At 60.5% G+C, this 26,154-nt stretch carries 14 protein-coding genes; 6 read left to right on the forward strand and 8 right to left on the reverse strand.

Annotation, left to right across the window (positions count from 1 at the left end; translation table 11 throughout):
- Nucleotides 1–49: 49 nt before the first annotated feature.
- The 3 genes from AC30D7_RS15420 to AC30D7_RS15430 all read right to left on the reverse strand — a co-directional run bounded on the left by AC30D7_RS15420 (nucleotide 50) and on the right by AC30D7_RS15430 (nucleotide 2,753).
- Nucleotides 50–535: a GNAT family N-acetyltransferase gene (locus tag AC30D7_RS15420; protein ID WP_490134641.1), complete on the reverse strand. Its 486-nt coding sequence runs from the start codon at nucleotides 533–535 to the stop codon at nucleotides 50–52.
- 215 nt (nucleotides 536–750) lie between these two features.
- The gene (locus AC30D7_RS15425; RefSeq protein ID WP_490134642.1) at nucleotides 751–2,076 is read right to left on the reverse strand and encodes an ATP-binding protein; all 1,326 of its coding nucleotides are present in this window, start codon (nucleotides 2,074–2,076) and stop codon (nucleotides 751–753) included.
- The gene (locus AC30D7_RS15430; RefSeq protein ID WP_490134643.1) at nucleotides 2,073–2,753 is read right to left on the reverse strand and encodes a response regulator; all 681 of its coding nucleotides are present in this window, start codon (nucleotides 2,751–2,753) and stop codon (nucleotides 2,073–2,075) included. The genes AC30D7_RS15425 and AC30D7_RS15430 overlap by 4 nt, the downstream gene beginning before the upstream one ends.
- A 325-nt stretch (nucleotides 2,754–3,078) precedes the next feature.
- Between AC30D7_RS15430 and AC30D7_RS15435 the strand changes: the two genes are divergently transcribed.
- The 5 genes from AC30D7_RS15435 to dsbG all read left to right on the forward strand — a co-directional run bounded on the left by AC30D7_RS15435 (nucleotide 3,079) and on the right by dsbG (nucleotide 8,142).
- Nucleotides 3,079–3,774: a hypothetical protein gene (locus AC30D7_RS15435; protein ID WP_490134644.1), complete on the forward strand. Its 696-nt coding sequence runs from the start codon at nucleotides 3,079–3,081 to the stop codon at nucleotides 3,772–3,774.
- Between the two features lie 131 nt (nucleotides 3,775–3,905).
- A complete protein-coding gene (locus AC30D7_RS15440; protein ID WP_490134645.1) occupies nucleotides 3,906–4,682 on the forward strand; it encodes a hypothetical protein in 777 nt (258 codons plus the stop codon).
- 117 nt (nucleotides 4,683–4,799) lie between these two features.
- Nucleotides 4,800–6,533, forward strand: coding sequence for a protein-disulfide reductase DsbD (gene dsbD / locus AC30D7_RS15445; protein WP_490134646.1), 1,734 nt, complete (start codon nucleotides 4,800–4,802; stop codon nucleotides 6,531–6,533).
- Nucleotides 6,533–7,399, forward strand: a complete 867-nt coding sequence (locus AC30D7_RS15450; protein WP_490134647.1) for a TlpA family protein disulfide reductase — start codon at nucleotides 6,533–6,535, stop codon at nucleotides 7,397–7,399. Before dsbD ends, AC30D7_RS15450 begins: the two co-directional genes overlap by 1 nt.
- Nucleotides 7,375–8,142 (forward strand): thiol:disulfide interchange protein DsbG, encoded by a 768-nt coding sequence (gene dsbG, locus AC30D7_RS15455; RefSeq protein ID WP_018929978.1) that lies wholly within the window; start codon nucleotides 7,375–7,377, stop codon nucleotides 8,140–8,142. Before AC30D7_RS15450 ends, dsbG begins: the two co-directional genes overlap by 25 nt.
- 114 nt (nucleotides 8,143–8,256) lie before the next feature.
- On the opposite strand, the gene AC30D7_RS15460 is transcribed toward dsbG, so the two are convergent.
- Nucleotides 8,257–9,069, reverse strand: coding sequence for an alpha/beta fold hydrolase (locus AC30D7_RS15460; RefSeq protein WP_490134648.1), 813 nt, complete (start codon nucleotides 9,067–9,069; stop codon nucleotides 8,257–8,259).
- A gap of 80 nt (nucleotides 9,070–9,149) precedes the next feature.
- Complete coding sequence (locus AC30D7_RS15465) at nucleotides 9,150–22,133, reverse strand: non-ribosomal peptide synthetase (RefSeq protein WP_490134649.1); 12,984 nt, start codon at nucleotides 22,131–22,133, stop codon at nucleotides 9,150–9,152.
- Nucleotides 22,134–22,514: 381 nt separating this feature from the next.
- Between AC30D7_RS15465 and AC30D7_RS15470 the strand changes: the two genes are divergently transcribed.
- On the forward strand, nucleotides 22,515–23,063 hold the full coding sequence (locus AC30D7_RS15470) for an RNA polymerase factor sigma-70 (RefSeq protein ID WP_105343374.1): 549 nt from the start codon (nucleotides 22,515–22,517) through the stop codon (nucleotides 23,061–23,063).
- A gap of 93 nt (nucleotides 23,064–23,156) precedes the next feature.
- Here AC30D7_RS15470 and AC30D7_RS15475 read toward each other — a convergent pair whose 3' ends face one another.
- From AC30D7_RS15475 to AC30D7_RS15485, 3 genes are all read right to left on the reverse strand, one after another.
- Complete coding sequence (locus AC30D7_RS15475; protein WP_490134650.1) at nucleotides 23,157–24,170, reverse strand: GNAT family N-acetyltransferase; 1,014 nt, start codon at nucleotides 24,168–24,170, stop codon at nucleotides 23,157–23,159.
- Between the two features lie 149 nt (nucleotides 24,171–24,319).
- Nucleotides 24,320–25,159, reverse strand: coding sequence for a hypothetical protein (locus AC30D7_RS15480; protein ID WP_028939030.1), 840 nt, complete (start codon nucleotides 25,157–25,159; stop codon nucleotides 24,320–24,322).
- Between the two features lie 171 nt (nucleotides 25,160–25,330).
- The gene (locus AC30D7_RS15485; protein ID WP_490134651.1) at nucleotides 25,331–26,125 is read right to left on the reverse strand and encodes a substrate-binding periplasmic protein; all 795 of its coding nucleotides are present in this window, start codon (nucleotides 26,123–26,125) and stop codon (nucleotides 25,331–25,333) included.
- Nucleotides 26,126–26,154 lie beyond the last annotated feature (29 nt).

A 26,154-nucleotide genomic window follows, 5' to 3' on the forward strand; every position in this document is an offset into this window, starting at 1 on the left:
TTCTGGAAACGCATCAAGGGCTCGAGGATTTAGACCCTCGATCAGCTTTCTATGAAGGTGGCGCCAGCGCCTTGTGCATGGGAATGGCATGAAGCCCCGCCACCGTGAAGGCTTCAGCGCAAGCCCGGTAACCCAAACGGCGATAGAACGCTTCGCCGGTTCGGGTGCTGTTGAGCCGCGCCTGAGGCAATCCCTGAGCGATCAACCAAATCTCGAGATCGTGCACCAGTGCTTGTCCGGCGCCTCGTCGAAACCATTCCGGTTGCACGTAACAAAACGCGACCTTACCGCTGACTGCGGCCATGGCGACACCGACCGGTTTGTCTTGCAACAGGGCGATGTTCAGGTACAACCGCGGGTCGTTCAGCCAAGGCTGTACGTGCTCGATGGTTTTGTTGTGGGTCCAGTTGGCGACGGTTCGTGGGTCGTTACGATGGTCGAGCGCACAGCCGACGCGAATGGAGCGCTCGACGATCCGGCTGATGATGCCGGCGTCGGCAGACGTTGCCTTGCAGATGTGTATCGATGCAGTCATGGCGCTGTTACCTCAATCCATTGAGTCAAAGCTGCCGGAGACGATAACGCGGTGGGGAACCGGGTGGCTAACGGAGAGACGTTACATTTGGTGTGCGACATAGACCCCTGTGGGAGCGGGCTTGCTCGCGAAAGCGATTTCATTCAAAACAATGATGTTGACTGAGAGTCCGCCTTCGCGAGCAAGCCCGCTCCCACAGGGTTTTGTGTTGTTGGTCAGAGCGGTTGCAACGGCATCGTCAATTCAACCCGCAACCCATCCGGCCGGCTGTCGAAATGCAGGGTGCAACCGCAGCGCTGGACGATGGCCTGGACAATCGCCAGGCCGAGGCCGCAACCGGTGCTCTGGCCGTTGCGCCAGAAGCGTTGGGTCAGGTGTTGCAAGTCGTCTTCGGCAATTCCCGGGCCGTGGTCGCGAACCAAAAAGTGCACACGATTGCCATTGGTTTCCAGGCTCAGCTCCACCGCCCTATCGCCCGGCGTATGGCGCAGGGCGTTGTCGAGCAAGTTGCGCAATGCAGCAATCGACAGCACTGCGGGCATTTGCAGAGGCGCATCGGAGAATCTGGCCGGCACCTGAAACTTGATCCGCTGACGATCGCCGCTGGCGGCATCCTGAATCGCCAGTTTCGCCACCTGCTCAGCGCTGCACTGCACGCCATCATCGAACGACAAGCTGCCCTCGACACGCGCCAGCAGCAGCAATTGTTCAAGGGTACGGTGCAGGCGGTCGGCACCCTCTTCAGCCCGGGCCAGGGACTGATCCCGCGCGGCACCGTCGGTCATGCGCGCCACTTGCAGATGGGTTTTGATCGCAGTCAGCGGGCTACGCAATTCGTGCGCGGCATCGCCGGTCAGGCGCCGCTCGCGCTCGATGGTCTTGCCGATGCGCTGGAACAACTGATTCTGGGTTTCCAGCAGCGGTTGCAATTCGCTGGGCAACGGCTGGATCTGCAATGGTTCCAGAGAATCGGCGCTACGCCGCATCAACGCATCGCGCATACGATTGAGCGGTGCCAGCCCCTGACCGATGCCGAGCCACAACAGGCACAGGCAGCCAAGCAGCGCCACGCCGACCGGCACCGAGGCCGCCAGCAGAATGGACATGTTCAGCGCTTCACGCTCGATCTGCCGGTCGGCGGTGGTGATGCGCACATCGCCCCGTGCCAGGGTGAAACTGCGCCATGGCGCGCCGTCGATGATCTGATCGTGGAAACCCATTTTCTCGGCTTCCAGCGCTTGCTCGGGGTTGCTGTGGCTGCGGGCCAGAATCTCGCCGCGCAACGAGCTGACCTGACAGGCCATGCCGCCGGGGATATTCAGTTGTTCAGCGCTGAAATGGGTGCCCTCGCCCTTGCTCGGCAACGCCGGCAGTTGCTCCAGCAGCCCGGCGACCATCCGCGCCGACGCCACCAGCCGCTGGTCGAGGGAAAACATCATCTGGTTACGCAGATCGCTGAGCATCCAGGCGGCGGCCAGGGCCCAGATCAGCGCAAACGCGGCGCCGAGGGTCAGGCTCAGGCGCAAACGCAGGCTCATCACTTCGATTCTTCTCCGCCATCGGCCGGCCCCAGGCGATAGCCCAGGCCACGCACCGTCTCGACAATGCCATTGCCGAGTTTACGCCGCAGGTGATGGATATGGACGTTAAGGGCGTTGCTTTCCAGCTCATCGTTGAAACCGTAGACGCTGTCTTTCAGTTGCTCGGTTGAGAGTACGCGACCACGGTTGTGCAGCAAGGCTTGCAACAGCGATTGCTCGCGACGGGAAAGGTCCACCGGCTGGCCGCCCAGCAGGGTTTCGCGGCTGCTCGGGTCGTAGGTCAAACGTCCGTGCTCGATCAGGTTGACGCTGCGCCCCGCCACTCGTCGCAGCAAGGTGTGCAGGCGCGCTGCCAGTTCGCGCAGGTCAAAAGGCTTGAGCAAGTAATCGTCGGCGCCGGCTTGCAAACCGTCGACACGGTCGGTGACCGAGTCACGGGCCGTCAGAATCAGCACCGGGATTTCCAGGCCATGATGGCGCAACTGCTGCAACAGCTTCAGGCCGTCTTCATCAGGCAAGCCGAGGTCGAGCACCATTACGTCGAACTCGGCAACCTTGAGCATCGCCCGCGCAGCGGACGCCGTGGCCACGTGCTCCACGGTCAGGCCCTGGGCGGTGAGACCGGCAACGATGCCGCTGGCAATCAGCTCATCGTCTTCGCAAACCAGTACGTGCATGGGCGCTCCATGAGCAAAAACGCGAGTGAAGCAGGCGAGGATTAAGCCGCAATTATGGCAAGCCCCACTGCCGACGAGAAGCATCGCTGCCGTTCAGCCGTCGCACCAGCGTATCAGAGGGGTATTTGATAATCGCCTGATCATTTCAGTGCTTCAGTCAGTTGGCAGCACATCGCCCGGTTTCAAACCGAAACAACCTCCCTCTAAAAAACCATACCGAATAGCATTACATCGCGATAATCTAAACCCGACACAAACTACAACCAACCACTCATTTAAAAACACTACCCAAACAGAACCTCACTTGACTGAAAGGAATCAGATCATGCCAAAACTCAACAACTTTGTTGCCGTCGACTGGCGTGCCGGAAAAGATAAAATCTATTTCTTCTTCAAAGACACCAATCAATACTCACGATTTGATATTGGCTCGAACACGGTTGAAGAGGGTTATCCTGCCAACATTACATCCGATAATTGGGGAGCCGTTCATGCTCAACTCAAAAACCTGCGCTTCGGATTCACAGCTCCTGCACTGGGAGGTTCCGGGGGCGGAGGCGACGATATTTTGTGGCTATTCTATTACGGCGGCGATACGCCGATGGTCTGCAAGTATGATCAGGACCTTGACAAGCCAGTCGGAAACTATCGCCTTGAAAACTCCCTATGGCATTCCCTACTTCCTTATTTTGACAAAATAGTAGCCGGCACGTGGTGGGATACCTTTGCGCCAAAAAATGTATTTCGATTCCTGATGAATGATGGGCACTACATCGCCTTTAACTACATCACAAAAACAACCACACGACTGCCAATAACGCCCGACTCCTGGCCAGGACTGTCACACTATAAAGATCGAATTATAACGGCGGTGCAAAACGACGCGCCCCTTATCGACACCTACTACTACATTTTCCTCACGAACAACGAATACATCAGGTACAACCTCAAGAACAACAAGGCAGAGACCGGCCCTGTAAAAATCAATGACGGCAATTGGCCCGGACTCTTGCGGGGATGAGGCTCAAGGCCAGGCGCTGCCATTCATTGGTTAAAGTTACCCCTGATGCACATCGCTTGCGCAGAAACACGACACTACCCAATGCGCCTTAACTATCCATACGACTTTTACCCACTGAAAGGATTCAGAACATGCCAGCACTTGAAAATCTTGTCGCCGTCGATTGGCGTTCAGGAAAAGACAAGATCTACTTCATTTTCAAAGACACCGATACTTACTCCCGCTTTGATATTCCCGACAACAAGGTCTCTGATGGATACCCCTGGCCGATTAAAGGAAACTGGGGGACGTTGGAAAACCACATGAAAAACCTGCGGTTTGGATTTACGACCACGGGCATAACACTTGATCGTCCCATGGACTTTTCTGACCTCGATATCCTTTGGCTTTTCTATTACGAGCGCACTACGCCGATGGTCTGCGCCTACAATCAGGATACCGATGCGGTGATGCAGACCCGCAAGGTTGAAGACACTAAATGGAAGCTGCTGTTGCCTTATTTCGATCGAATCATTACTGGCACATGGTGGCAGGTAAATCGCAGCTCATTGTTTCGTTTTATCTTGAACGACGGAAACTCTCTTTATCTGGACTGGGATGAGGTACCCCAAAATCCGCAAATCGATTATGCCGACGACAAATATGACGACAACCTCTTTAATACCGTGGTGACGCCCATTCAAACGATCAGGCTCGAAGCTATCACAGAGACCACTTGGCCAGGCCTGACCGCCTACAAAGACCGAATGATCACCGGGGTGCAGAAAGATCGCACGCTTGCCGACAACTATTACTATATTTTTCTAACTGACAATCAATACCTGACATACAACATCCCGAAAAACCGTCTGGAGTCTGGTCCGCATTCGGTGAACAACGAGTCCTGGCCAGGGCTGTTGCGCAACTGAGGATTGAAGCTGATGACTGTCCATGAGCGACTTCGTAGACAGCCCGGCGGTGGTTAATCATCGGTTAATCGCCGCCACCCATTGTGCACCTCACTTGCACAGGGATAAGGCTTACCCATGCGTCGACTGTTTCTATTTTTCGTTCTCTTGATCTCGGGTGTGGCCCAGGCAGGGACCAATCCGTTCGAAGCCAAACCTGAATTTCTGCCGGTGGAAAAGGCATTCGTCTTCACCTCCGAACGCCTTGATTCAGGTGAAACACAGCTCTATTGGCAGATTACCAACGGTTATTACCTTTACCAGAAACGTCTGAAGTTCGATGGATTGCCCACTGAGCACCATCCTGTTTTACCTGAGGGCGAATCCCACAGTGACGAGTTCTTCGGAGAACAGCCGGTTTATCGTCAGGGTCTGGAACTGAAGATTCCGGCCGGTGCCACCGGTCAGATCAAGGTAGGTTTCCAGGGTTGCGCCGACGCCGGTTTGTGTTATCCGCCGCAAACTCAGGTCGTGGAGCTGGGCGGCAACGTTGCCAGTGCAGTGGTAAATGAGGCACCAGATCAAGCCTTGGCCAGTAACCTGCAACAACGGGCGCTGGGCTGGAGCTTGCTGGTGTTCTTTGGCCTGGGCCTGCTGCTGGCCTTCACCCCTTGTTCGTTACCGATGCTGCCGATTCTGGCCGGTTTGATCGTAGGCAGTGGTGCCACGCCCAAACGCGGGTTTGCCTTGGCGACCAGTTATGTCGTGAGCATGGCGCTGGTGTATGCGGCAATGGGTGTTCTGGCTGCGTCGCTCGGTGCGAATCTTCAAGCGCTGCTACAGAATCCATGGCTGTTGGGCAGCTTTGCGGCGGTATTCGTGCTGCTGGCCTTGCCGATGTTCGGTTTTTTCGAACTGCAATTGCCAGTGGCCGTGCGAGATCGGCTGGAACACGTTTCACGTAACCAGCGCGGCGGCAACCTGATCGGTGCCGGTGTGCTGGGCGCGTTGTCCGGCCTGCTGGTGGGACCGTGCATGACAGCCCCATTGGCGGGCGCCCTGCTCTATATAGCCCAGAGCGGCAATGCGCTGCACGGCGGGCTGATTCTATTCACCATGGGCATTGGCATTGGCGTGCCGCTGTTGCTGCTGGTCACCGTCGGCAATCGCTTCCTGCCCAAACCCGGCGCGTGGATGAACCTGCTCAAGGGCGTGTTCGGTTTCCTGTTCCTCGCCACCGCGTTGCTGATGCTGCGCCCGGTGCTGGACGAATCGCTGTGGCTCGGCTTGTGCGGTGCCTTGCTACTGATTGCCGCCCACAGCGCCTGGAAGCAGTCGCAAGGGTTTGGTCGAGTTGCCCACCTGTTCGGCGCCAGTTCGCTGCTGCTGGGGTTATGGGGCAGCCTGCTGGTGGTCGGTGCGGCGGGCGGCAGTGACGATCCGTATCAGCCGTTGCAGGTGTACAGCGCCGGTCGTACCGGCGCTGTCTCGCCAAGCGCTCACGATGCATTCACTACGATCAAGGAGCCCGCGTCCCTGCAACGTGAGCTCGACGCCGCTAAGGCCCAGGGCCAATGGGTGCTGCTGGACTATTACGCCGACTGGTGTGTGTCGTGCAAAGTCATGGAAAAACAGGTCTTCGGCAAACCCCAGGTACTGGATGCGCTGAGCGATGTGCGCTTGCTACGGCTGGACGTCACCGCCGACAATGCCGCCAGCCGCGAACTGCTCGGCCGTTATAAAGTGCCGGGGCCGCCGAGCCTGTTGTGGATCGGCACCGACGGCGAAGAGCGTCGCAGCCAGCGCATCACCGGCGAGGTCGATGCCGGCACTTTCCTGCAACGCTGGACCACCACCCGAGACGCTCGTTAATGCTGACCTTTACCCTCGGCACCTTTGCCATCGCGCTTAACCATTTGCTGCTGATCAGTGCCCTGGCGCTGGCGACGTTTGTCGGCTGGCGGGTGGCCAAGCGTGGCGGCGAGAACCCGGAATCGGTGCTGTTCAGCCTGTTCCTGTTGGGCATGCTGGCGGCCCGGGTCGGCTTCGTGATTGCCTACTGGGCACATTATCGCAACGACCCGTGGCAGATCATCGACCTGCGCGACGGTGGTTTTCTCGCCTGGCCAGGGGTGGTCGTGCTCCTGCTGGCGGCGTTGTACCGCGGCTGGCGTCAACCGGGCCTGCGTCGGCCGTTGGGCTTTGGCGTGGCCAGCGGTCTGGTGTTCTGGCTGCTGGCGAGTTTCTCCCTGAGTATTTACGAACAAGGCACACGCCTGCCGCAGATCACCTTGCGCAATGCCGCTGGCCAGACCCTACAACTCAGCGACTACCAGGGCGGCCCGTTGGTCATCAACCTCTGGGCCACCTGGTGCCCGCCGTGCCGCCGGGAAATGCCGGTGCTGGAGAACGCCCAGCAACAGCGCCCGGACCTGACCTTCCTGTTCGTCAACCAGAGCGAAAGCATGCAGAGCGTCGCCACTTTCCTCGAAACCCAGGGCCTGAGCCTGACCAACGTGCTGTTCGATGGCAGCGGTCGATTGAGCCATGCCGTGGGTTCCATGGCATTGCCGACTACGCTGTTCTATAGCCCCAACGGGTATCTGTTGGGCAGTCACCTGGGTGAGTTGTCGGAAGCCAGCCTGGCCCGCGCCCTGGAACACTTCGACACCCCGAACCCGGCCACCTCGGCCACGCCTTCAAGGAAATTGCCATGCTCCGCCTCCGCCACCTGCTGACACTGACCCTGGGTGCTGCCCTGCTGCACTTGCCGTCGGTACAGGCCGAAGAACTGCCTGAAGCGATCAAGAAGATCGAAGCCAAGGGCGCCAAAATCGTCGGTACCTTCGACGCGCCCGACGGCCTGCGCGGTTACGCGGCGCAGTACCAGAACCGCGGCATGACACTGTACCTGACCCCGGACGGCAAACATGTGCTGCTCGGCAATCTGTACGACGCCGACGGCAATGACCTGAGCAGCGCACCGTTGCAGAAACTGGTCTACGCGCCGATGGCCAAGGAAGTCTGGGGCAAGATGGAAGCAAGCAGCTGGATCGGTGACGGCAATAAGGACGCACCACGGGTCGTCTACCTGTTCAGCGACCCGAACTGCCCGTACTGCAACATGTTCTGGGAACAGGCACGGCCGTGGGTCCAGGCCGGCAAGGTGCAGTTGCGACACATCATGGTCGGCATCATTCGCGAAGACAGCCCCGGCAAATCCGCCGCGCTGCTGGCCGCCAAGGACCCGCAGAAAGCCCTGGAAGAACACGAGAAATCCGGCAAGGGCAGCTCGCTCAAGGCCTTGAAGGACGTACCACCGGCGGTTCAGGCGAAACTGGCGGCGAACATGAAGTTGATGGAAGACCTGGAACTGGCCGCTACCCCGGCGATTTTCTACATGGATGAAAAGGGCCAGTTGCAACAACAGCAAGGCGCGCCGTCGCCGGACAAGTTGCTGAAGATTCTCGGGCCGAAGTAATCCCGGCCGGCCCCTTCGCGGGCAAGCCTCGCGCCTACGAGATTTGTGTCGAATCGCGAATCACACAAATCCCGTAGGAGCGAGGCTTGCCCGCGAAGGGGCCAGCAAGATCGACTAGGTTCTTTCAGACAGAAACTTCAGCAGCGCCTCAGTGACGAACTCGGGGTTCTCCAGACTGGAAATATGCCCCGCCTCCGGCACCAGCACATACGGGCAACCGATCAACTTGGCCATCTCTTGGGTTTCCGACGGCGGCCGCGGTTTGTCCTGGTCGCCGCACATCAACAACGTGGTTTCAGGGTTCAGCTGAGCCAGGCGTGGCAACAAATCATCACGACTAAACGTGATCCGCCCCATCGGCACGATGCTTTCACGCAGCCGGTTGACTGGCAATGCAGCCAGCCTGGCGCGGAAATCCTGATACAAAGCCGACTGCGGATCGATGCCCGGACGGAAGAAGATCGGCACAATAATGTCGAGCAGTTGCGGTGAGATCTCACCGCTGTCTTCGATCTGTTTGAACAGCGAGAAGTAATACTGACGAGTCGGTTCCGGTTCGACACCAACGTAAGTATCCATCAGCACAAGCCCGTTGAGCCGCTGCGGCGCCGACAGTGCCAGGCGAACACCCCACATGCCACCGACCGAAAGACCGACCAGCGTGACGCGATCGACGTCCAGATGATCGAGCAATGCCAGCGCCTGACGCGCCATGTCATTCAGCGACGTCATGCCCTCGGGCATCCGCCCGGATTCGCCATGGCCCCACAGGTCCAGGGCAATGACCCGATAGTGCTGCGACAGCGCCGCAATCTGCGGTGCCCACATGGCCTGGTCCCACAGGTAACTACCCGCCAGCAATACCGCAGGGCCTGTGCCTTGATCTATGTAGTGAAGCGCTTGTCCATCAATCGTTACAAAGGGCATCGACTGTCTCCCTGGTGAAATAGGATCCATTAAAAAACCACGGGAAGCCTGAGCCGCGTGGGCTCGGCAGTCAACCCGGATTAAAGGCCCTCCAGCTCCGCCATCAGGTCATTCAACCGATCCACCTTCTCCTCGGTAATGTCGCTCGCCGCCAACCCGTCGATGTACTCGGCCAGTTCCGCCACAGTGCTGCACTCGAACATCGCCCGCAGCGGCACGTTGCGTTGCAGGGCTTTTTGTACCCGCGAGGCAATTTGCGTGGCCAGCAGCGAATGCCCACCAAGCTCGAAGAAGTTGTCACGCACGCCAACCTTCTCGACCTTCAACACTTCGGCCCAGATATCCGCCAAGGTCTGCTCCAGCTCATTGCCCGGCGCCTGATAGTCCTGGCTCTGCAACTGGCCGATCTCCAGTGCCGGCAAGGCCTTGCGATCGAGTTTGCCGTTGGCGTTGAGCGGCAGCTTGTCGAGCCACAACCAGTGCAGCGGCACCATGTATTCCGGCAACTCGGCACGCAGGCGCTGCTTGATCCGCTCCAGTCGTTCGTTCGGATTGAGCGCCGAATCCGCTGCCACCAGATAGCCGACCAGATGCTTGCCGTTGACGCCCTCCTGCACCCCGACCGCCGCATCGCGGACTTCCGGCTGTTCATGCAGACGCGCTTCGATTTCACCCAGTTCTATGCGGTAACCGCGAATCTTCACCTGATGGTCGATACGTCCGACGTATTCCAGCACACCGTCACTGCGACGTCGGGCCAGGTCACCCGTGCGATACAAACGATCGCCCGGTGCGCCGAACGGATTCGGCACAAACACCTGCGCCGTGCGCAACGGATCGCTCACATAACCGCGCCCCACCCCGGTGCCGGCCACGCACAACTCACCCACCGCCCCCAACGGCACCAGCTCCAGCGCGCCATCGAGCAGGTACAAACGGTTGTTGTCGGTCGGCGTACCAATCGGCAGATAACTGCCACGCGTCGAGGCCATGTCGACCCGGAAGAACGCCACATCGTCCGAGCATTCCGCCGGGCCATAAGCGTTCACCAGCCCCATCTGCGGGTAACGCAGCAACCATTGATGCGCCAGTTCCGGCGGCATCGCTTCACCGGTCGGCAACATCCAGCGCAGGCCATCGAGGCTCATGCAGTCCTGGGCGAGCATGCCCTGAATCAGCGACGGCACGCTTTCCAGCACGCTAATGCCCTGGCTCTGGACGTGAGCCAGCAAGCCTTGCGGATCGTGGGCGATGCTGTTCGGCACGATGTCCACCCGAGCGCCGAACAACGGCGCCGCGAGGAACTGCCAGACCGAAATGTCGAAGCTTTGCGAGGCAGTCTGGGCGATCACATCGGCGTCACTCAGTTTCAGGTACGGCACCTTGCTCAACTGGTTATTGAGCATGCCGCGCTGCTCGACCATCACGCCCTTCGGCAGGCCGGTGGAGCCTGAGGTGTAAATCACGTAGGCGAGGTTGTCCGGACCGCTGTAAATACCCGGATTGGCCACCGAAACATCACTCGCCTGCACGTCTTCCCAGACCAGCAATCGAGGCCGGTTGGCACATCCGAATTCCTCCAGCAGCGCGACGGCTTGGTCACGGCACGCCTGGGTGCAGACCAGCAACGGCGTGCGGCTCAGGTCAATGATCCGGCTCAGGCGCTGACTCGGCAGGCCCGGGTCCAGCGGCAGGTAACCGGCACCGGCCTTGAAGCTGCCGATAATCATGCCCAGCAGATCGAGATTACGCTCGGCGAGCAGCGCCACCGGTTGATCGAGGCCGACGCCTGCAGCGATCAAGGCATGGCCGAGACGGTTGCTGCGCTGGTTCAACTCAACATAGCTGTGTTGCTGATCGAGATAACTGGCGGCAATCCGCTGCGGATGCCGGGCAACCTGCGCTTCGAACAATGAGACATAGCTCTGCTCCAACGGATAGTCGTGTTCGCTCTGGTTGCAGCCATGGATCAGGAAGTCCTGTTCCTCGGCGCCCAACAGCGGCAAATCGGCCATGTCCCCGTGGAAGCCCTCGACCAGCGCCAGCAACAGGCGCTTGAACTCACCGAGCATGCGCTCGACCGTGGATTCGTCGAAATAACGCTGGTCGTAGGACAGGTGCAAACCCAGGTCATCCCCCGGATAGCAGACCGCCGTCAACGGGAAGTTGGTGTGGGTGCGGCCCGAATCCGAAGTGGCATTGAGGCTTTGCGCACGGTCCAGCACCGAGACTTCCACCGGGGCGTTTTCGAACACGAACAGGCTGTCGAACAGCGGCTGGCCTTTCGGCAGTTCGCTGGTTTCCTGGATGCTCACCAGCGGCAGGTACTCGTATTCGCGCAGTTGCATGTTGCTGTCGAGCAAACCACTGAGCCACTGACGAACGCTGCAGCGCTGATCGTCCTCGGGCATTTTCACCCGCAGGGCGATGCTGTTGATGAACAGCCCGACGGTGCGTTGCATCTCTGGCATGTCCACCGGACGCCCGGCCACGGTGACGCCGAACAGCACGTCGCGCTCACCGCTCAAGCGACGCAGCACCAACGCCCACGCCGCCTGGGCGAAGGTGTTGACGGTCAACTGATGGGCCTGGGCCAGTTCGCGCAGTTGCGCGCCATCCCGGGCATCGAGCCTTGTGTAGCGGTCGCCGACGATCATGCCGCCGCTGTCGCCGGCATGTTCACGCAGGAACGGCCGGTCGCTCGGAATCGGCGTGGTGCGCTCGAAACCTTGCAGGTTCCGCCGCCACCACTGCCGCGCTTCAGCCAGGCTCTGGCGTTGCAACCAGCCGATGTAATCGCGATAACGCGGCGGCACAGCCAGTTGCGCCTGCCGACCTTCGCCGAAGGCGCTGTAGATTTCGAAGAAATCGTTCATCAGCAGCGAACGGCACCAGGCATCGATGAGGATGTGGTGGTTGCTCATCATGAACCAGTAGCGCGCCGCGCCCACGCGGATCAAGCGCAGGTGGAACGGCGCCTGATTGAGCAGATCGAACCCGGCCTCGCGCTCGCTTTTGAGCAGCGCCTGCAGCTTCGGCTCTTGCTCGGCTTCGGCCACCGCGCTCCAGTCCAGATACTCGATCGGCGTGCTGCCCGGTTTATGGATCACTTGCAGCATGTCTTCGCCGACGTTCCAGCAGAACGACGCGCGCAGGGCTTCGTGACGGGCGATCACCGCTTGCCAGGCGTGGGCGAAGCGCTCGGGGTCGAGCTCGCTGTTGATGCGGTAGCGGTCCTGCATGTAATAGAGGCCGGTGCCCGGCTCGAGCAAGGTGTGCAGCAGCATGCCTTCCTGCATCGGAGTCAGCGGGTAGACGTCTTCGATCATCGACGCTGGAACCGGCAGTGCGTCGAGTTGCGGCTGAGTCAATCTGGCCAGCGGGAAGTCCGAGGGTGTCAGCCCCCCCGCGTGGTCGCTCAGGCAGTGCTGGATCAGGCTGTGCAATTCATCCAGATACGCCTGCGCCAGGTCGGTGATGGTTTGCCGGTCGTGGCGTTCGGCGCTGAAGGTCCAGCGCAGCACCAGTTCACCACCGTACACCTGACTGTCGATGCTCAGTTCGTTGGGCAACGGCGCCTGCGGATCATGGGCCGCACCCACCGGCTCATCGAGCGGACGGAACAACGCATCGCTGCCGAAACTCTGGTCGAACTGGCCAAGGTAGTTGAAGGTGATCGGCGCCACCGGCAGCGCGGCCATGGTCTGCCGACACAGGCCGTCGGCCAGGTAACGCAGAACGCCATAACCCAGGCCTTTATGCGGCACCGCGCGCAGCTGTTCCTTGATCGCCTTGATCGATGCACCCTGCCCGTTCGCAGGTGTGAGGCGCAGCGGATACGCGCTGGTGAACCAACCGACGGTGCGGGTCAGGTCGATCTCGTCGAACAGGGTTTCGCGGCCGTGACCTTCGAGTTGAATCAACGCCGACCCATGACCGCTCCAGCGGCACAACACACGGGCCAACGCTGTCAGCAGTAAATCGTTGACTTGGGTGCGATAAGCCGCCGGCGCCTGTTGCAACAGTTGGCGGGTGTGCTCGCTGTCGAGGCGCACGCTGACGGTTTGCGCGTGACGATTCTGCTGCCCGCCCCGAGGCCGATCACACGGCAATTCAGCGCTTGGGCCGGCCAGTTGCGCCTGCCACCAGCTCAATTCTTCCCGCAAGGATTCGCTGCCGGCATAAGCCTGCAACCGTGCGGCCCAGTCCCTGAAGGCACTGGTTTTCGCTGGCAGTTTTACTGACTGCTCTGCATCCAGTTGGCGATAAACCGTTTGCAGATCGTCCAGCAGCACCCGCCACGACACCCCGTCCACCACCAAGTGGTGAATGGCAATGAACAACCGTTGTTGCCCCTCGGGATCGTCGACCAACAGCGCCCGCATCAGTGGCCCCTGCTCAAGGTCGAGGCTGCGCTGGGCTTCGGCGAACAGTGCCGCGCATGTGTCCATCGTCGGCACCTGCACTTGCCACAGCACGGCAGCGTCGGAAACTGCCTGATGCTCGGTCTGCCAATGACCGGCGACTTCGGTGAAGCGCAGGCGCAAGGCATCGTGCTGTTCGATCACCGCCAACAGCGCTTGCTCCAGGCGATGCGGCTCCAGCATCACGCTCGGCTCCAGCAGTAACGCCTGGTTCCAGTGTTGACGCTGCGGGATTTCGGTGTCGAAGAACCAGTGCTGAATTGGCGTCAGACGCGATTCACCCGTGAGTAAACCTTGCTCGGCGGTGACCTGCTCGGTGCGGGTCGCCACCGCAGCCAACGTCTGTACGGTCTGGTGCTGGAACAGGTCGCGCGGGCTGAAGTGAATACCCTGCTGCCGCGCCCGGCTGACCACCTGGATCGACAGGATCGAATCGCCGCCCAGTTCGAAGAAGTTGTCGTTAAGGCCGACCTGCCGCACGTTCAACACTTCGCACCAGATGCCGGCCAGGGTCAGCTCAAGTTCGTTGCTCGGCGCCACGTACTGCTGACGATTCAACTCCGGGTCCGGTGCCGGCAGTGCGCGGCGGTCGAGTTTGCCGTTGGCGGTCAGCGGCATGTTGGCCAGCAGGATCAGGTGCGTGGGCACCATGTAGTCCGGCAGCTGAGCCTTCAAGTGAGCCTTGAGGGCTTCGCGCAGCACGGTTTGTTGCGCTTCATCCTGCTCGGCCACGTTTGTAACCAGATAGCCCACCAGTTGCTTGCCGCTCGGCGCATCGAGCGCCAGCACGACCGCTTCACGGATCGACTCATGTTCCAGCAGACGGGTTTCGATCTCGCCCAGTTCGATGCGAAAACCACGGATCTTCACTTGATGGTCGATACGGCCGAGGTACTCGACCAGGCCATCGGCGCGCTGACGGACAAGGTCGCCGGTGCGGTACAAGCGTCCGCCGTTCGCGGCAAAAGGATCAGCGACAAAGCGTTCGGCGGTCATCCCCGGACGTTGGTGATAACCCTGCGCCAGACCGGCGCCGCCGACATACAACTCGCCGGTCGCGCCTTGCGGCAGCAACGCCAGATCGGCGTCGAGAATGTACGCCACCCGAGCGCCGATCACGCTGCCAATCGGCACACTGCCCAGCCCTTCTTCCAATTGCTCGGGGGCCAGGCTGGCGAGCGGCATGACCACAGTTTCGGTCGGGCCGTAAGCGTTGAAAAACAGGCTCGGTTTGAACGCCGCGCGAATCCGCTGCAAGTGTTCGCCAGTCAGGGCTTCGCCACCGGTGATGCACATGCGCACCGGCAGGGTTTCGCCCTGGGTCGCCAGCCATTGCGCCAACTGGCTGCCGTAGCTTGGGGTGAAGCCGAGGATGTTGATGTGGTGGCGACGAATCAGCCCGCAGATTTCCTGCGCGTCCCACTGGCCTTGAGCGCGAAGGACCACCTGCGCACCGCTCAATAGCGGCACCAGCAGACGCTCGGTCGCAGCATCGAAGTTGATTGAATAAAAATGCAGCTCGCAATCATCCGGGCGCATGCCGAAACGCTCGATCACCGCGCGGCAATGCATGGCGATTTCACCGTGGGACACCACCACGCCTTTCGGTTTTCCGGTCGAGCCCGAGGTGTAAATCAGGTACGCCTGATGCTGCGGCATACTGATAAACGGCAGCTCGCTGGCCGGGTAATTGGCCAGGTCCGCGGCATCGTCTTCCAGGCACCAACGACCGACGCTGGCCGGCAATTCACCGAGTGCTGCGAACATCGCCGCATCGCTGAGCAACAAACCGATGCCGCTGTCTTCGATCATGTAGTGCAGGCGATCCAGCGGGTATTCCGGGTCCAGCGGCACATAGGCGCCGCCCGCCTTGAGGATTGCCAGCAAGCCGATGACCATCTCCAGCGAACGTTCCAACGCCAAGCCGACCCGCACCTGCGGCCCAACACCGCGCTCACGGAGCATCCAGGCCAGACGATTGGCGCGGCTGTCGAGCTCGGCGTAGCTCAGGGTTTGCCCGGCGAACGTCAGCGCCGGTGCGCCCATGCGCACCAGCGCCTGCTCAGCGAACAGCTGGTGGATGTATTGATCGAGGCGATACTCACCCGGCTCGATGCCGAGGTTGTCGAGCAGGTTTTGCTGTTCAGTGGCGTCGAGCAACGGCAGTTCACTCAAGCGCTGTTGCGGATCGGCCAGCAACGCGTCCAGCAGATTGCGCCAGTGCCCGGCCATGCACGCAATGCGCGGCTCATCGAACAGATCGGTGCTGTAAGTCAGGCAGCAACCCAGGCGATGGTCGAGGTCGGTGACTTCCAGGTTGAGGTCGAACTTGGTCGCTCGCGCATCATTGGCCAGGTACTCGACGGTCATCCCGGCCAGGTTGCGACTCTGCTGGAACTCCCAGCGCTGCACGTTGCACATCACCTGGAACAGCGGGTTGTAAGCGGCGCTGCGCGGTGGCTGCAAGGCTTCGACCAAGTGATCGAACGGCAGGTCCTGATGGGACTGGCCTTCGATCACCGTGTGGCGAACCTGCTCGAACAACTCGCCGACGGACATCTGCCCATCGAGCTGGCAACGCAGCACTTGGGTGTTGAGGAATGCGCCGATCAACCCTTCGCTTTCCGGGCGAATGCGGTTGGCCACCGGCGCACCGATGCGCAGGTCGGTCTGGCCGCTGTAGCGGTAAAGCAGCACGGCCAGGGCGGCGGTCATGGTCATGAACAGGGTCAGACCGTTGTCTGCGTTGAAGGCACGAACCCGCGCCGCGAGGTCATCACTGAGGTCGAAGCGGAACAGTTCGCCCTGATGACTTTGCACCGGCGGACGCGGACGATCAGCCGGCAACTCCAGCAGTGGATGTTCGCGGCCCAGTTGCGCGGTCCAGTAATCGAGCTGGCGCTGACGTTCGCCGGATTCCAGCCACTGACGCTGCCACACGCTGTAATCCAGGTACTGCACCGGCAAGGGTTGCAGTGGTGATTCGCGGTCATCGACGAACGCTTCGTAGAGCGCGCTGAGTTCCCGGGCGAAGATGTCCATCGCCCAGCCTTCGGTGACAATGTGGTGCAGGGTCAGCACCAGGTAATGTTCCTGCTCGGCGGTCTTGACCAGGCAGGCGCGCAGCAACGGTCCGGTTTCCAGATCGAAAGGCGTGTGCGCCTCGCTGTCGGCCAGTTGCTGGACACGCTGCTCACGAGTATCAGCCGCCAGCGCGGAGAAATCCTTCCAGTCCATGCGCATACCGGTGTCCGGATGCACCTGTTGCCGGGCCACGCCGTCGACGCTCGGGAATGTCGTGCGCAGGGTTTCGTGACGCATGATCAGCGCTTGCAACGCCGCCTCGAAACGCCCGACATCCAGCACGCCGCGCAACCGCGCCATGCCGCCGACGTTGTAGGCCGGGCTGTCCGGTTCCATCTGCCACAAGAACCACATGCGTTGCTGGGAATAGGACAACGGCACCGGTTGGCGGCGGTCGACCTTCTCCATCGGTGGCTGCTGGTTAGTTTTGCCGCAGACCTGGATCAAGCGAACCTGTTCGGCAAACGCGCCCAGCTCACTGGCCTCGAACAGCGCCCGCAACGGTAACTCGACGTCGCAGGCCTGACGGGTACGGGAGATGATTTGCGTGGCCAGCAGCGAGTGGCCGCCAAGGGCGAAGAAGTCGTCGCGCAGACCGATCTGCGTCTGGCCCAGCACTTCGCGCCAGATGCCGGCGATTTGTTGCTCAAGCGCCGTGACCGGTTCGACGTGCTCGCGGACGTGCCGCTGAGGTTCCGGCAAGGCGCGGCGATCGAGTTTGCCGCTCGGGCTCAAGGGCATTTGGTCCAGACGCATGAGTTGCGCCGGGACCATGTATTCCGGCAACTCGGCGGCCAGCACGGCTTTCAGGCGTGCGGCTTGAGTGTCGAGGTCTTCAGTGGAATCAGCGGCGGTGTAGTAACCGATCAACTGCCCGCCGACCGCCGTTTCGCGCACCAGCACCACCGCTTGGGCGACGCCGGATTGTGCCAACAGCCGCGCTTCGATCTCTTGCGGCTCGACACGAAAGCCACGCAGTTTGACCTGCTGATCGAGACGACCGAGGTATTCGATTACGCCATCGGCGGTCCAGCGCGCACGGTCGCCGGTGCGGTACAGACGCGCGCCCTGCTCGCCCAGTGGATCGACCACGAAACGCTCAGCCGTCAGCCCCGCACGGCCCAGATAGCCCCGGGCCAAACCGATACCGCTGATGCACAGTTCACCCGGCACGCCGGCCGGCACCGGGTTGAGGTCACTGTCGAGCACCCGGCACAGCACGTTGCCCAATGGCCGGCCAATCGGCGAGCGCTCGCCATCGGCGGTTGTGCAGTGCCAGTGGGTGACGTTGATCGCGGTTTCGGTGGGGCCGTAGCGGTTGTGCAGTTGCACCGCCGGCAGTTGCGTCAGCACGCGGTTGCGCAGTTCGACGGGCAAGGCTTCGCCGCCGGAAAACACCCGGCGCAGGCTGGTGCATTCGGCGGTCAGCGGTTCGTCGATGAACAGAGAAAGCAGCGGCGGCACAAAGTGCAGCGTGGTCACGCCGTATTGCTGAACCAGTTGTGCGATGCGGTGCGGATCGCGGTGTTCGCCGGGGCCGACGATCAGCAAGCGGCACCCGGTGATCAACGGCCAGAAACACTCCCATACCGACACGTCAAAACTGATCGGGGCTTTTTGCATCAGCACGTCGGTATCGTTCAGGCGATAAGTGTTCTGCATCCATTGCAGACGTTCAGCGAGCGCTGCGTGAGTGTTGCCAACGCCCTTGGGCTGGCCGGTGGAACCAGAGGTATAAATCACGTAGGCCAGGTTGTCGCCGTGCAGGTGCAGACCCGGTGCATGGCTTGGCCAGTTCTCCAGGTGCAGGGCATCCATGGCAATCACGCAGACGCCATCAGTGGCCGGCAAGCGGTCGAGCAATTCGGTTTGGGTCAGCAACAACTCGACGCCACTGTCGCTGAGCATGTAGGCCAGGCGCTCAGCCGGGTAATCCGGGTCCAGCGGCACATAAGCGCCGCCGGCCTTGATGATCGCCAGCAAGCCGATCAACAACTGCGGTGAACGTTCGGCGGCGATGGCCACGCACACATCCGGGCCGACGCCTTTGTCGCGCAGGTAATGCGCCAAGCGGTTGGCCTGAGTATGCAGTTCAGCGAAGTCCAGGCTGCCGCCGTCCCACAGCAACGCGGTGTGCTCCGGGATCTGGCGTGCTTGTTCGCTGAGCAGTTCCGGCAACCACTGCTGCGCCGTTTTGCACGGAGCAACGCTCCAGTCATTTTGCTGAGCCTGTTCGGCGGCGGTCAGCAGTTGCAGATCGCCGATCGCTTGTTGCGGACGCTCACAGACGGCTCGCAGCAGGTTGCTGAAATGCTCGGCCAGACGCCTGATGGTCGCCGCGTCGAACAGTTCAGTGGCGTAGTCGAACGACAGACTCAAGCGCCCGTTGCGGTCTTCTTCGCTGTGCAGTTGCAGGTCGAATTTGGCTTCGCGGCTGTGCCAAGGCAGCTCTTCGGCGAGTAGCCCCGGCAAGCGGCGCAATGCACTGAGATCCCGTTGCTGGTGGTTGAACATGACCTGGAACAAACCTTGTTCGCGAGCCTGGGGGAAAGCTTCGAGCAGCTGTTCGAACGGCAGGTCCTGATGCGCTTGCGCGCCCAATGCGGCTTGCCGGGTTTGCGCCAGCAACTCAATGAACGGCAGACGCGAATCCACCTCGGCGCGCAGCACCTGAGTGTTGATAAAGAAGCCGATCAACCCCTGGGTTTCCAAGCGTGGACGGTTGGCATTCGGCACGCCGATGCGGATGTCGCGCTGGTCGCTGTAGCGATGCAGCAGGCTCTGGAACGCCGCGAGCAACAGCATGAACGGCGTCGACTCATGGGCCTGGGCGGTCTGGCGAATCGCGTTGCTCAGGCTCGCGTCCAACCGCAGGGTGTGGCGGGCGGCGCGGTGGGTGTGTTGTGCCGAACGTGGGTGGTCGGTGGCCAGGCTCAGGGTCGGATGCTCATCACCCAACTGCTCTTTCCAGTAAGCGAGTTGCCGTTCGCCCTCCCCTTGCGCCAGCCACTGGCGCTGCCAACTGCCGTAGTCAGCGTATTGGGTCGACAAGGCCGGGAGGCTGGCGGCCTGGCCTTGAGAGGCCGCCGCATACAGGCGCGAGAATTCATCGATCAGAATGTTCAGCGACCAGCCATCCGCGATGATGTGATGCATCGTCACCAGCAGTTGATGATCCTCATCGTCGAGGCGCACCAGGGTCACCCACAGCAGCGGGCCGTTCTCCAGGTCGAACAGGGTGCGGGCTTCGTCCTCGCGGATTTGTTGCGCGCGGGCTTCACGCTCGGCGGCCGGCACGTCGCTGATGTCGATCACTTGAAGATTGAACTCACCGGCAGCATCGACCTGTTGCAGGGCCACACCGTCGCGCTCGAAAAAACGCGTGCGCAGGGATTCGTGACGTTCGATCAGTTGCTGGAAACTGGCGCGCAAGGCGTCTTCGTCCAGTTCGCCGCGCAGTCGCAAGGCGCCAGGAATGTTGTAGGCGCTGCTCTGCGGGTCGAGTTGCCAGGTGATCCACAAACGGTTTTGCGCCAGGGATTGCGGCATGGCGTCGTTGCGCGACAGCTGAGTGATCGCGCCTTGGGCGAGGCCGCCATCCTGTTGTTGCCGGGCGACGGCGGCGGCGAACGCGCCGAGGGTCGGCGCTTCGAATAACAGACGCAGATTCAGCTCCATCCCCAACGCTTCACGCAGGCGAGCAACCACTTGAGTGGCGGCGATGGAGTTACCGCCGAGCAGGAAGAAGTGATCGTCGGCGTTGACTTGCTTGACCTGCAATTGCTCGCACCAGATCTGGCCGATCAGGGTTTGCAGTTCGGAACCCGACTCGCTGCAGTCTTCACTTTCGTTCGCTGCCGACGGGAAAACCGCATAGCTGTCGAGGCTGCCATCGGCCAGACGATTGCGGCAGGCCGAACGTTGCAACTTGCCGCTGGAGGTCTTGGGCAGCGCCCCCGGATTGAGCAGCACCACCACGCTCGGCGCCTCCTGATACGCCTCGGCCACCGCTTGGCGGATGGCTTTGATCAGCGCCTCGGGCGGCAGGATTTTCTGCACGCTGCGGCTGATTTCCGCGACGACGCCGATACCTTCCTGTCCCTCGAGATTGACCGCGAACGCGGCCACGCGACCTTTGCGCACCACCTCCACTTCGCGCTCGATGGTCTGCTCGATGTCCTGCGGATAGAGGTTGTGACCACGAACGATCAGCATGTCTTTCAGGCGCCCGGTGATGAACAGTTCACCGTCACGCAAAAAGCCCAGGTCGCCGGTGCGCAACCAGGTGCGACCCGCATGCTGGACGAAGGTCTTGGCCGTGGCTTCAGGGTTGCGCCAGTAGCCATGGGCGATGCTTGGCCCGGCGGCCCAGACTTCACCGACCGCGTTGTCGGCGAGTTCTTCGAACGATACAGAATCGACAATCAGCACCGCATGATCCGGCTGGCCGATGCCGCAACTCATGATCGGACTGCCGTCGCCCGGTTCGGCGCGGTTTTGCGCCAAGGCCTGATCATCCACGCGCAACGCCGGAATACCCTGACCGCGCGGGCTGCCGGCAACGAACAGCGTGGCTTCCGCGAGGCCGTAAGAGGCCATGAAGCTGTCTGGCGTAAAGCCACAGGCCGCGAACTTCTCGGCGAAGCGCTCCAGGGTGTCGAGGCGAATCGGTTCGGAACCGGAATAGGCCACGCGCCAGCCGCTCAAATCAAGACGCTCCAGAGCCGATTCGCTGACGCGCTCGCTGCACAGTCGATAGGCGAAATCCGGCCCGCCGCTGATGGTGCCGCCGTATTCGCTGATCGCTTCCAGCCAGCGCAACGGGCGGCCGAGGAAGTACGCCGGCGACATCAACACGCACGGCACACCACTGAAAATCGGCTGCAGCAGACCACCGATCAAGCCCATGTCGTGGTACAGCGGTAGCCAGCTGACGATCACGTCATCAGGATTGAAGTCGATGCCAAAGCCGTGACGAATCAATAGTTCGTTGGCCACCAGATTGCCGTGGCTGACTTGCACGCCTTTAGGCAACGCGGTGGAGCCGGAGGTGTATTGCAGGAAAGCGATGTGCTCGCCTTGCAGGTCCGGCGCAACCCAGTGTTCAGCCAGGGCGCTGTCGAGGGTATCGACACATAGCAGCGGCGGCGCCCCGTTGATTTGCAGCAAGGCGTCGCGCAGGTCGGCGCTGGTCAACAGCAGGCGCGGCTCGGCATCGCTGATGATCGACAGCAGGCGTTCCTGATGATGACGACGGGTCGATTCCGGCGGATAGGCCGGCACCGCGATCACCCCGGCGTACAGGCAACCAAAGAACGCCGCGACGTAATCCGGGCCACTGGGAAACAACAGCACCGCGCGATCACCGAACGACGCCTGGGCCTGCAACGCGCCGGCAATGGTTCGCGCCCGCAGGTCCAGCTCACGATAACTGAGCACCACAGCCTGATCCTGGGTTTCGGCAAGAAAACGCAAGGCCACCCGGTCCGGCGTCAGGGCCGCGCGGCGCTGGAGGGCTTGGACCAGTGTGCTGGGGAGTTCGAACGCGTCGGTCATGAGGTTTCCTGCCTGAATTCGGCTTGCAAGTGGAATCGGTTTTCGTACGTCACGCCCGTTCACGGGCATGCAGGATGCGGTCTTCGCCGACCGCGCAAGGCATTGGGAATGCTGTTTTGGCCGGGACTTGCGCCCGCAGCCATTCACCAATGAGAACGGATGAGGTCTTGAAATAATTAGTCGCCGGGCTTGAGCGCCGGCAGGCTTGAGGTCAGTGGATGAGTCAGCGTGTCGCCGTTCTCAGTCCGCACCCTAAGGGAGCATTAATTCTCTTTCTCAATTGACAATCATTATCATTAAGAATAATTTGTCGCTCGATATGTAGGACGGCTCCGACCCCCTTGTCGTCCCACGACCCTATTTGCAGCAAGGTGATTTCCAATGACGGAACAAGTATCCACAAGCAGGTGCGATTCACCGCTACTTCAGGCCTTCGTCGACAACCGAATGATTCTGGTCAAGATTGCCGCCCGCATTACCGGCTGCCGATCCCGCGCCGAAGACGTGGTGCAGGATGCGTTCTTCCGGTTGCAGTCGGCGCCGCAGATCACCTCGTCCATCAAGGCGCAGCTCAGTTACCTGTTCCAGATCGTGCGCAACCTGGCGATCGATCACTACCGCAAGCAGGCGCTGGAGCAGAAGTATTCGGGCCCGGAAGAGGAAGGTCTGAACGTGGTGATCCAGGGTGCTTCGCCGGAAACCTCGCATATCAATTTCTCGACCCTGGAAAACATTGCCGATGCACTGACGGAGCTGCCCAGCCGCACCCGTTACGCCTTCGAGATGTACCGCCTGCACGGCGTGCCGCAAAAAGACATCGCCAAGGAACTGGGCGTCTCGCCGACCCTGGTGAACTTCATGATTCGTGATGCGCTGGTGCATTGCCGCAAAGTGTCGGGCAATCGTGCGGACACCTTCGCACGTCGCTAAAAGCTTCGCGGGAAAGCCTCGCTCCACAGGGAATATTGCCTGTCACTGTAGGAGCAAGCGGTGCGGCGATCCGACTTGCCCGCGAAGACTGACTCAAGCCAACGAACACCGATCAAAAAACTGCTCACGCCCCAGCATCATCAGCGCCGCGCGCTTGTGCGGGAAGTCGAACTCTTTTTCGCAGTGAAAACACTGATTGTGCAGATGCCCGATCATCTTCGCGTTGTCGGCGCGAGGTTCGGCGACCACCCTTTGAGTGCGCGGATCATCGAGAAACAGGTAGTGCACCAGCGCCGATAACCAACTCGCCACTTTGTGCGGGCCACGGTGATTTTCCTCACCCACCAGCATGTGAATGCCACGGTCGTAATCGGCGACATCATAGAACGGCGCAATGCGATCTTCCTTGGCCCAGTAGGCTTCGAAGTAGGCAAACGGTTGATCATCGAAGCAACCGATCAGGGTCAAGGTGTGTGGGTCGGCTTCAAGCTTGCTCAGGTATTCCCGATGCTGCTCGAGACTGCCCTCCTCCTGCCAGAAACTCGCGACCCGAGGGCTGTTCTGCCAGCGGTTGAAACGCGCCAGATCCTGCTCGATTTCTAGCGTACGCAGGGAGACCCACGCACCGAGCCGCGCATCAAAGCGTCGATAAACCTCACCACGGGGTTTCACCGCACGCAGGGGGTGGCGCTTGCCGTCACTGATGACCATCTGCTGTGGATAGCTACCGGTCAACGACTCACCCAGCCAAGGCTGAGGCAATTGCCAGAACAGCGTGCGCTCGCAGCGATATTGATCGTTGACCTCGGTCGCAATCAGCAATCCACTGCGCAAGGCCTCGGTGGGTACTTGATCGAGGTGCCAGGTCAGACGCTGACACTGCGCATCACGGGCAAAAAGCCAATAACAGGCCGCCCAGAATGCTTGACCATCAGGACGACCGAAGCGCTCCTCCAGCCGCAGATTCAGCTCAGGCTCGCGGGTCAGCCGCAGTTCGATCAGCGGCTGCCCTTCCAGGCTGAGGCTCAGGCGACTTGTGGTTTCATCGGCTACAAGACGGTTGCCTGACGGCAAGGCCAGGGCGGTCAGGTCATTCAGATTGGACATGGGTCGGGCTCACGGTAATCGTCGACAGTTAACTGAGGTGACGTGAGCCAGGCAGGGAAATTTAACGAAAAGCACCGCGAACCTTAATCAGCGTTCGCGGTGGCATGCACAGCCCGGATCAGTTCCAGGCCATTGACGTTACGCAGGCACTAGATCGACCTGACCCAGATTTCGCGGAAGGCATAGTCGTTGCCGTTTCCGGTGGCGACATGGTTAACGATCTGCAACTCCATCTGTGATGCACTCGCGGTAAACGTGCCTTTGAGCGGAGCCCAGGCCATTGACGAAATTTCCGTCGCGGGGGCAATGACTTGCGCTCCGCTGTTGAGTGACAGCACCGGAACCGAATAGCTGTTGTTCCACCTGCGCACGGTCAGCCCGAACTCATAGGATCGACCCATCTCCAGCCCCTGAAAGGTCTTTTTCAACACTGTCCCGGCAGAGTTGTTGGTGTAGGTGTTGTCGAACAATACGTAGATATCTCCATCTTTGGTGATGGTGAGATCCCGTGGATCAGTCGCAGCGTCGCCCCTCATCCAACCATTCCAGTTATTGGTACCGTCTGTTGCCGAGAAGGTCGTTGTATCGTCAAAAGGCGCCTGAACCTCAAGACACAATGTCGGGAACAGCACCGGGCCAGCACAACTGCCTCCATCCAGCGCCGCCTGAAAAACAAACGCGAGATGGCTCCCGTCTTTCAGATTCTGTAAAGACGCCCAGGCAATATTGCGACGCCAGCCCTCCTGGAACTCTTGTTGCGTGACGGGCTCGGCGTCCGCCACTCGCAGCATCACTGGCGAGCCGTCGGCTTGTTGACCGCAGACATGCAGCGTTGTCTTTTGATTAACCACCATGAATGGCCAACGCGCCACCTCGACCGTGACACCGGCCGAATCATCAGGTTTTTTCAGAATGAGTACATCGTTGACGGCTTGTGGCACCACAGGAGCGGGCACACAGGAGAGAGAAACCAACGAGGGGGTTGTCATGACAGAAATCCTTTCTGAATGAGCGCCAACCCCTCCATGGGGTCGGACACAGGCAAGGAGCTAAGACCACGTTAGGCGAAGCGTCTACTGTCAATTCGACCATTCGAACAGCAGAACATAAATACCAGATGAATGGTCGTACGCCCCCCCTGCCCCCGGAAACTCTATCTGTCAGTGCTTGCCCACCGGCACCAGGGCAATTCTGTAAGGATCGAAAATCTTCAGCATCTGGCCGTTGTTTCGCAGGCCTTGCAGCAATTTGCCGAAGGCTTCGCCCGTAATCGGCGCCTGCGGGCGAATCAGCGCGTAATGGTGATAGACCTGATCGATGCGTTGCGACACCAGCAACTGCTCGCCGACTTTTTCGTTGCGCAGCAGGTAATCGCTCAGATAGGAGCGTGTCACCAGGGCAATGTCCGCTCGCCCGCGCAGCACCATCAGCAGGTTGCTGTCGTGGGAATAGGTCAGCGTGGCGTTGTAGGTGTCGGCCAGGTACTTGGGATCGGCGTTGAAATTGGCAAACTCGTAGTGATAGCCGCTGTACAGCGCCAGGCGCTTGCTCGCCAGATCCTTGAAGTAGTTCTCATCGCGACCGGGTTGTTTCTGCGCGACAAAGATTTCTGCATCTTCCAGGCCCATGTCGACATCGGTATGCGGAATGTCCTTCCACCCCCACTCAGGGTTCTCGAAAATTGCCATATCGACCCGGCCTTCCTTGAAGTCATTGAAACGCCTGGGAATCGAGGTGGGCACCAGCACAAACTGATAATCGGTTTGCAGCTGATTCAGCGCTTCCACCAGTTGCGGCAGCAGGCCGGTGTCGGCACCGGACTCCGGGCGCACGGTATAGGGTGGAAAATGGGCGGCCCCGACCCGCACCTGTTGCGCGGCCTGAGATGGCAACACCCAGCACACCGCAAGCGCCGCCAGCAAAAGCCGCGACGCCATTCGAATTGATGAAGACATCAAAACAGCACACTCCCCAAAAAAATACT

It is taken from the genome of Pseudomonas sp. DF5 (genome assembly GCF_058148225.1).

Excerpts from the sequence above, each read along its gene's own strand:
- AC30D7_RS15420 (WP_490134641.1), bottom strand. The coding sequence starts at position 535 with ATGACTGCATCGATACACATCTGCAAGGCAACGTCTGCCGACGCCGGC.
- AC30D7_RS15430 (WP_490134643.1), bottom strand. The coding sequence starts at position 2,753 with ATGCACGTACTGGTTTGCGAAGACGATGAGCTGATTGCCAGCGGCATC.
- AC30D7_RS15435 (WP_490134644.1), top strand. The coding sequence starts at position 3,079 with ATGCCAAAACTCAACAACTTTGTTGCCGTCGACTGGCGTGCCGGAAAA.
- AC30D7_RS15440 (WP_490134645.1), top strand. The coding sequence starts at position 3,906 with ATGCCAGCACTTGAAAATCTTGTCGCCGTCGATTGGCGTTCAGGAAAA.
- dsbD (WP_490134646.1), top strand. The coding sequence starts at position 4,800 with ATGCGTCGACTGTTTCTATTTTTCGTTCTCTTGATCTCGGGTGTGGCC.
- AC30D7_RS15450 (WP_490134647.1), top strand. The coding sequence starts at position 6,533 with ATGCTGACCTTTACCCTCGGCACCTTTGCCATCGCGCTTAACCATTTG.
- dsbG (WP_018929978.1), top strand. The coding sequence starts at position 7,375 with ATGCTCCGCCTCCGCCACCTGCTGACACTGACCCTGGGTGCTGCCCTG.
- AC30D7_RS15460 (WP_490134648.1), bottom strand. The coding sequence starts at position 9,069 with ATGCCCTTTGTAACGATTGATGGACAAGCGCTTCACTACATAGATCAA.
- AC30D7_RS15465 (WP_490134649.1), bottom strand. The coding sequence starts at position 22,133 with ATGACCGACGCGTTCGAACTCCCCAGCACACTGGTCCAAGCCCTCCAG.
- AC30D7_RS15470 (WP_105343374.1), top strand. The coding sequence starts at position 22,515 with ATGACGGAACAAGTATCCACAAGCAGGTGCGATTCACCGCTACTTCAG.
- AC30D7_RS15475 (WP_490134650.1), bottom strand. The coding sequence starts at position 24,170 with ATGTCCAATCTGAATGACCTGACCGCCCTGGCCTTGCCGTCAGGCAAC.
- AC30D7_RS15480 (WP_028939030.1), bottom strand. The coding sequence starts at position 25,159 with ATGACAACCCCCTCGTTGGTTTCTCTCTCCTGTGTGCCCGCTCCTGTG.
- AC30D7_RS15485 (WP_490134651.1), bottom strand. The coding sequence starts at position 26,125 with ATGTCTTCATCAATTCGAATGGCGTCGCGGCTTTTGCTGGCGGCGCTT.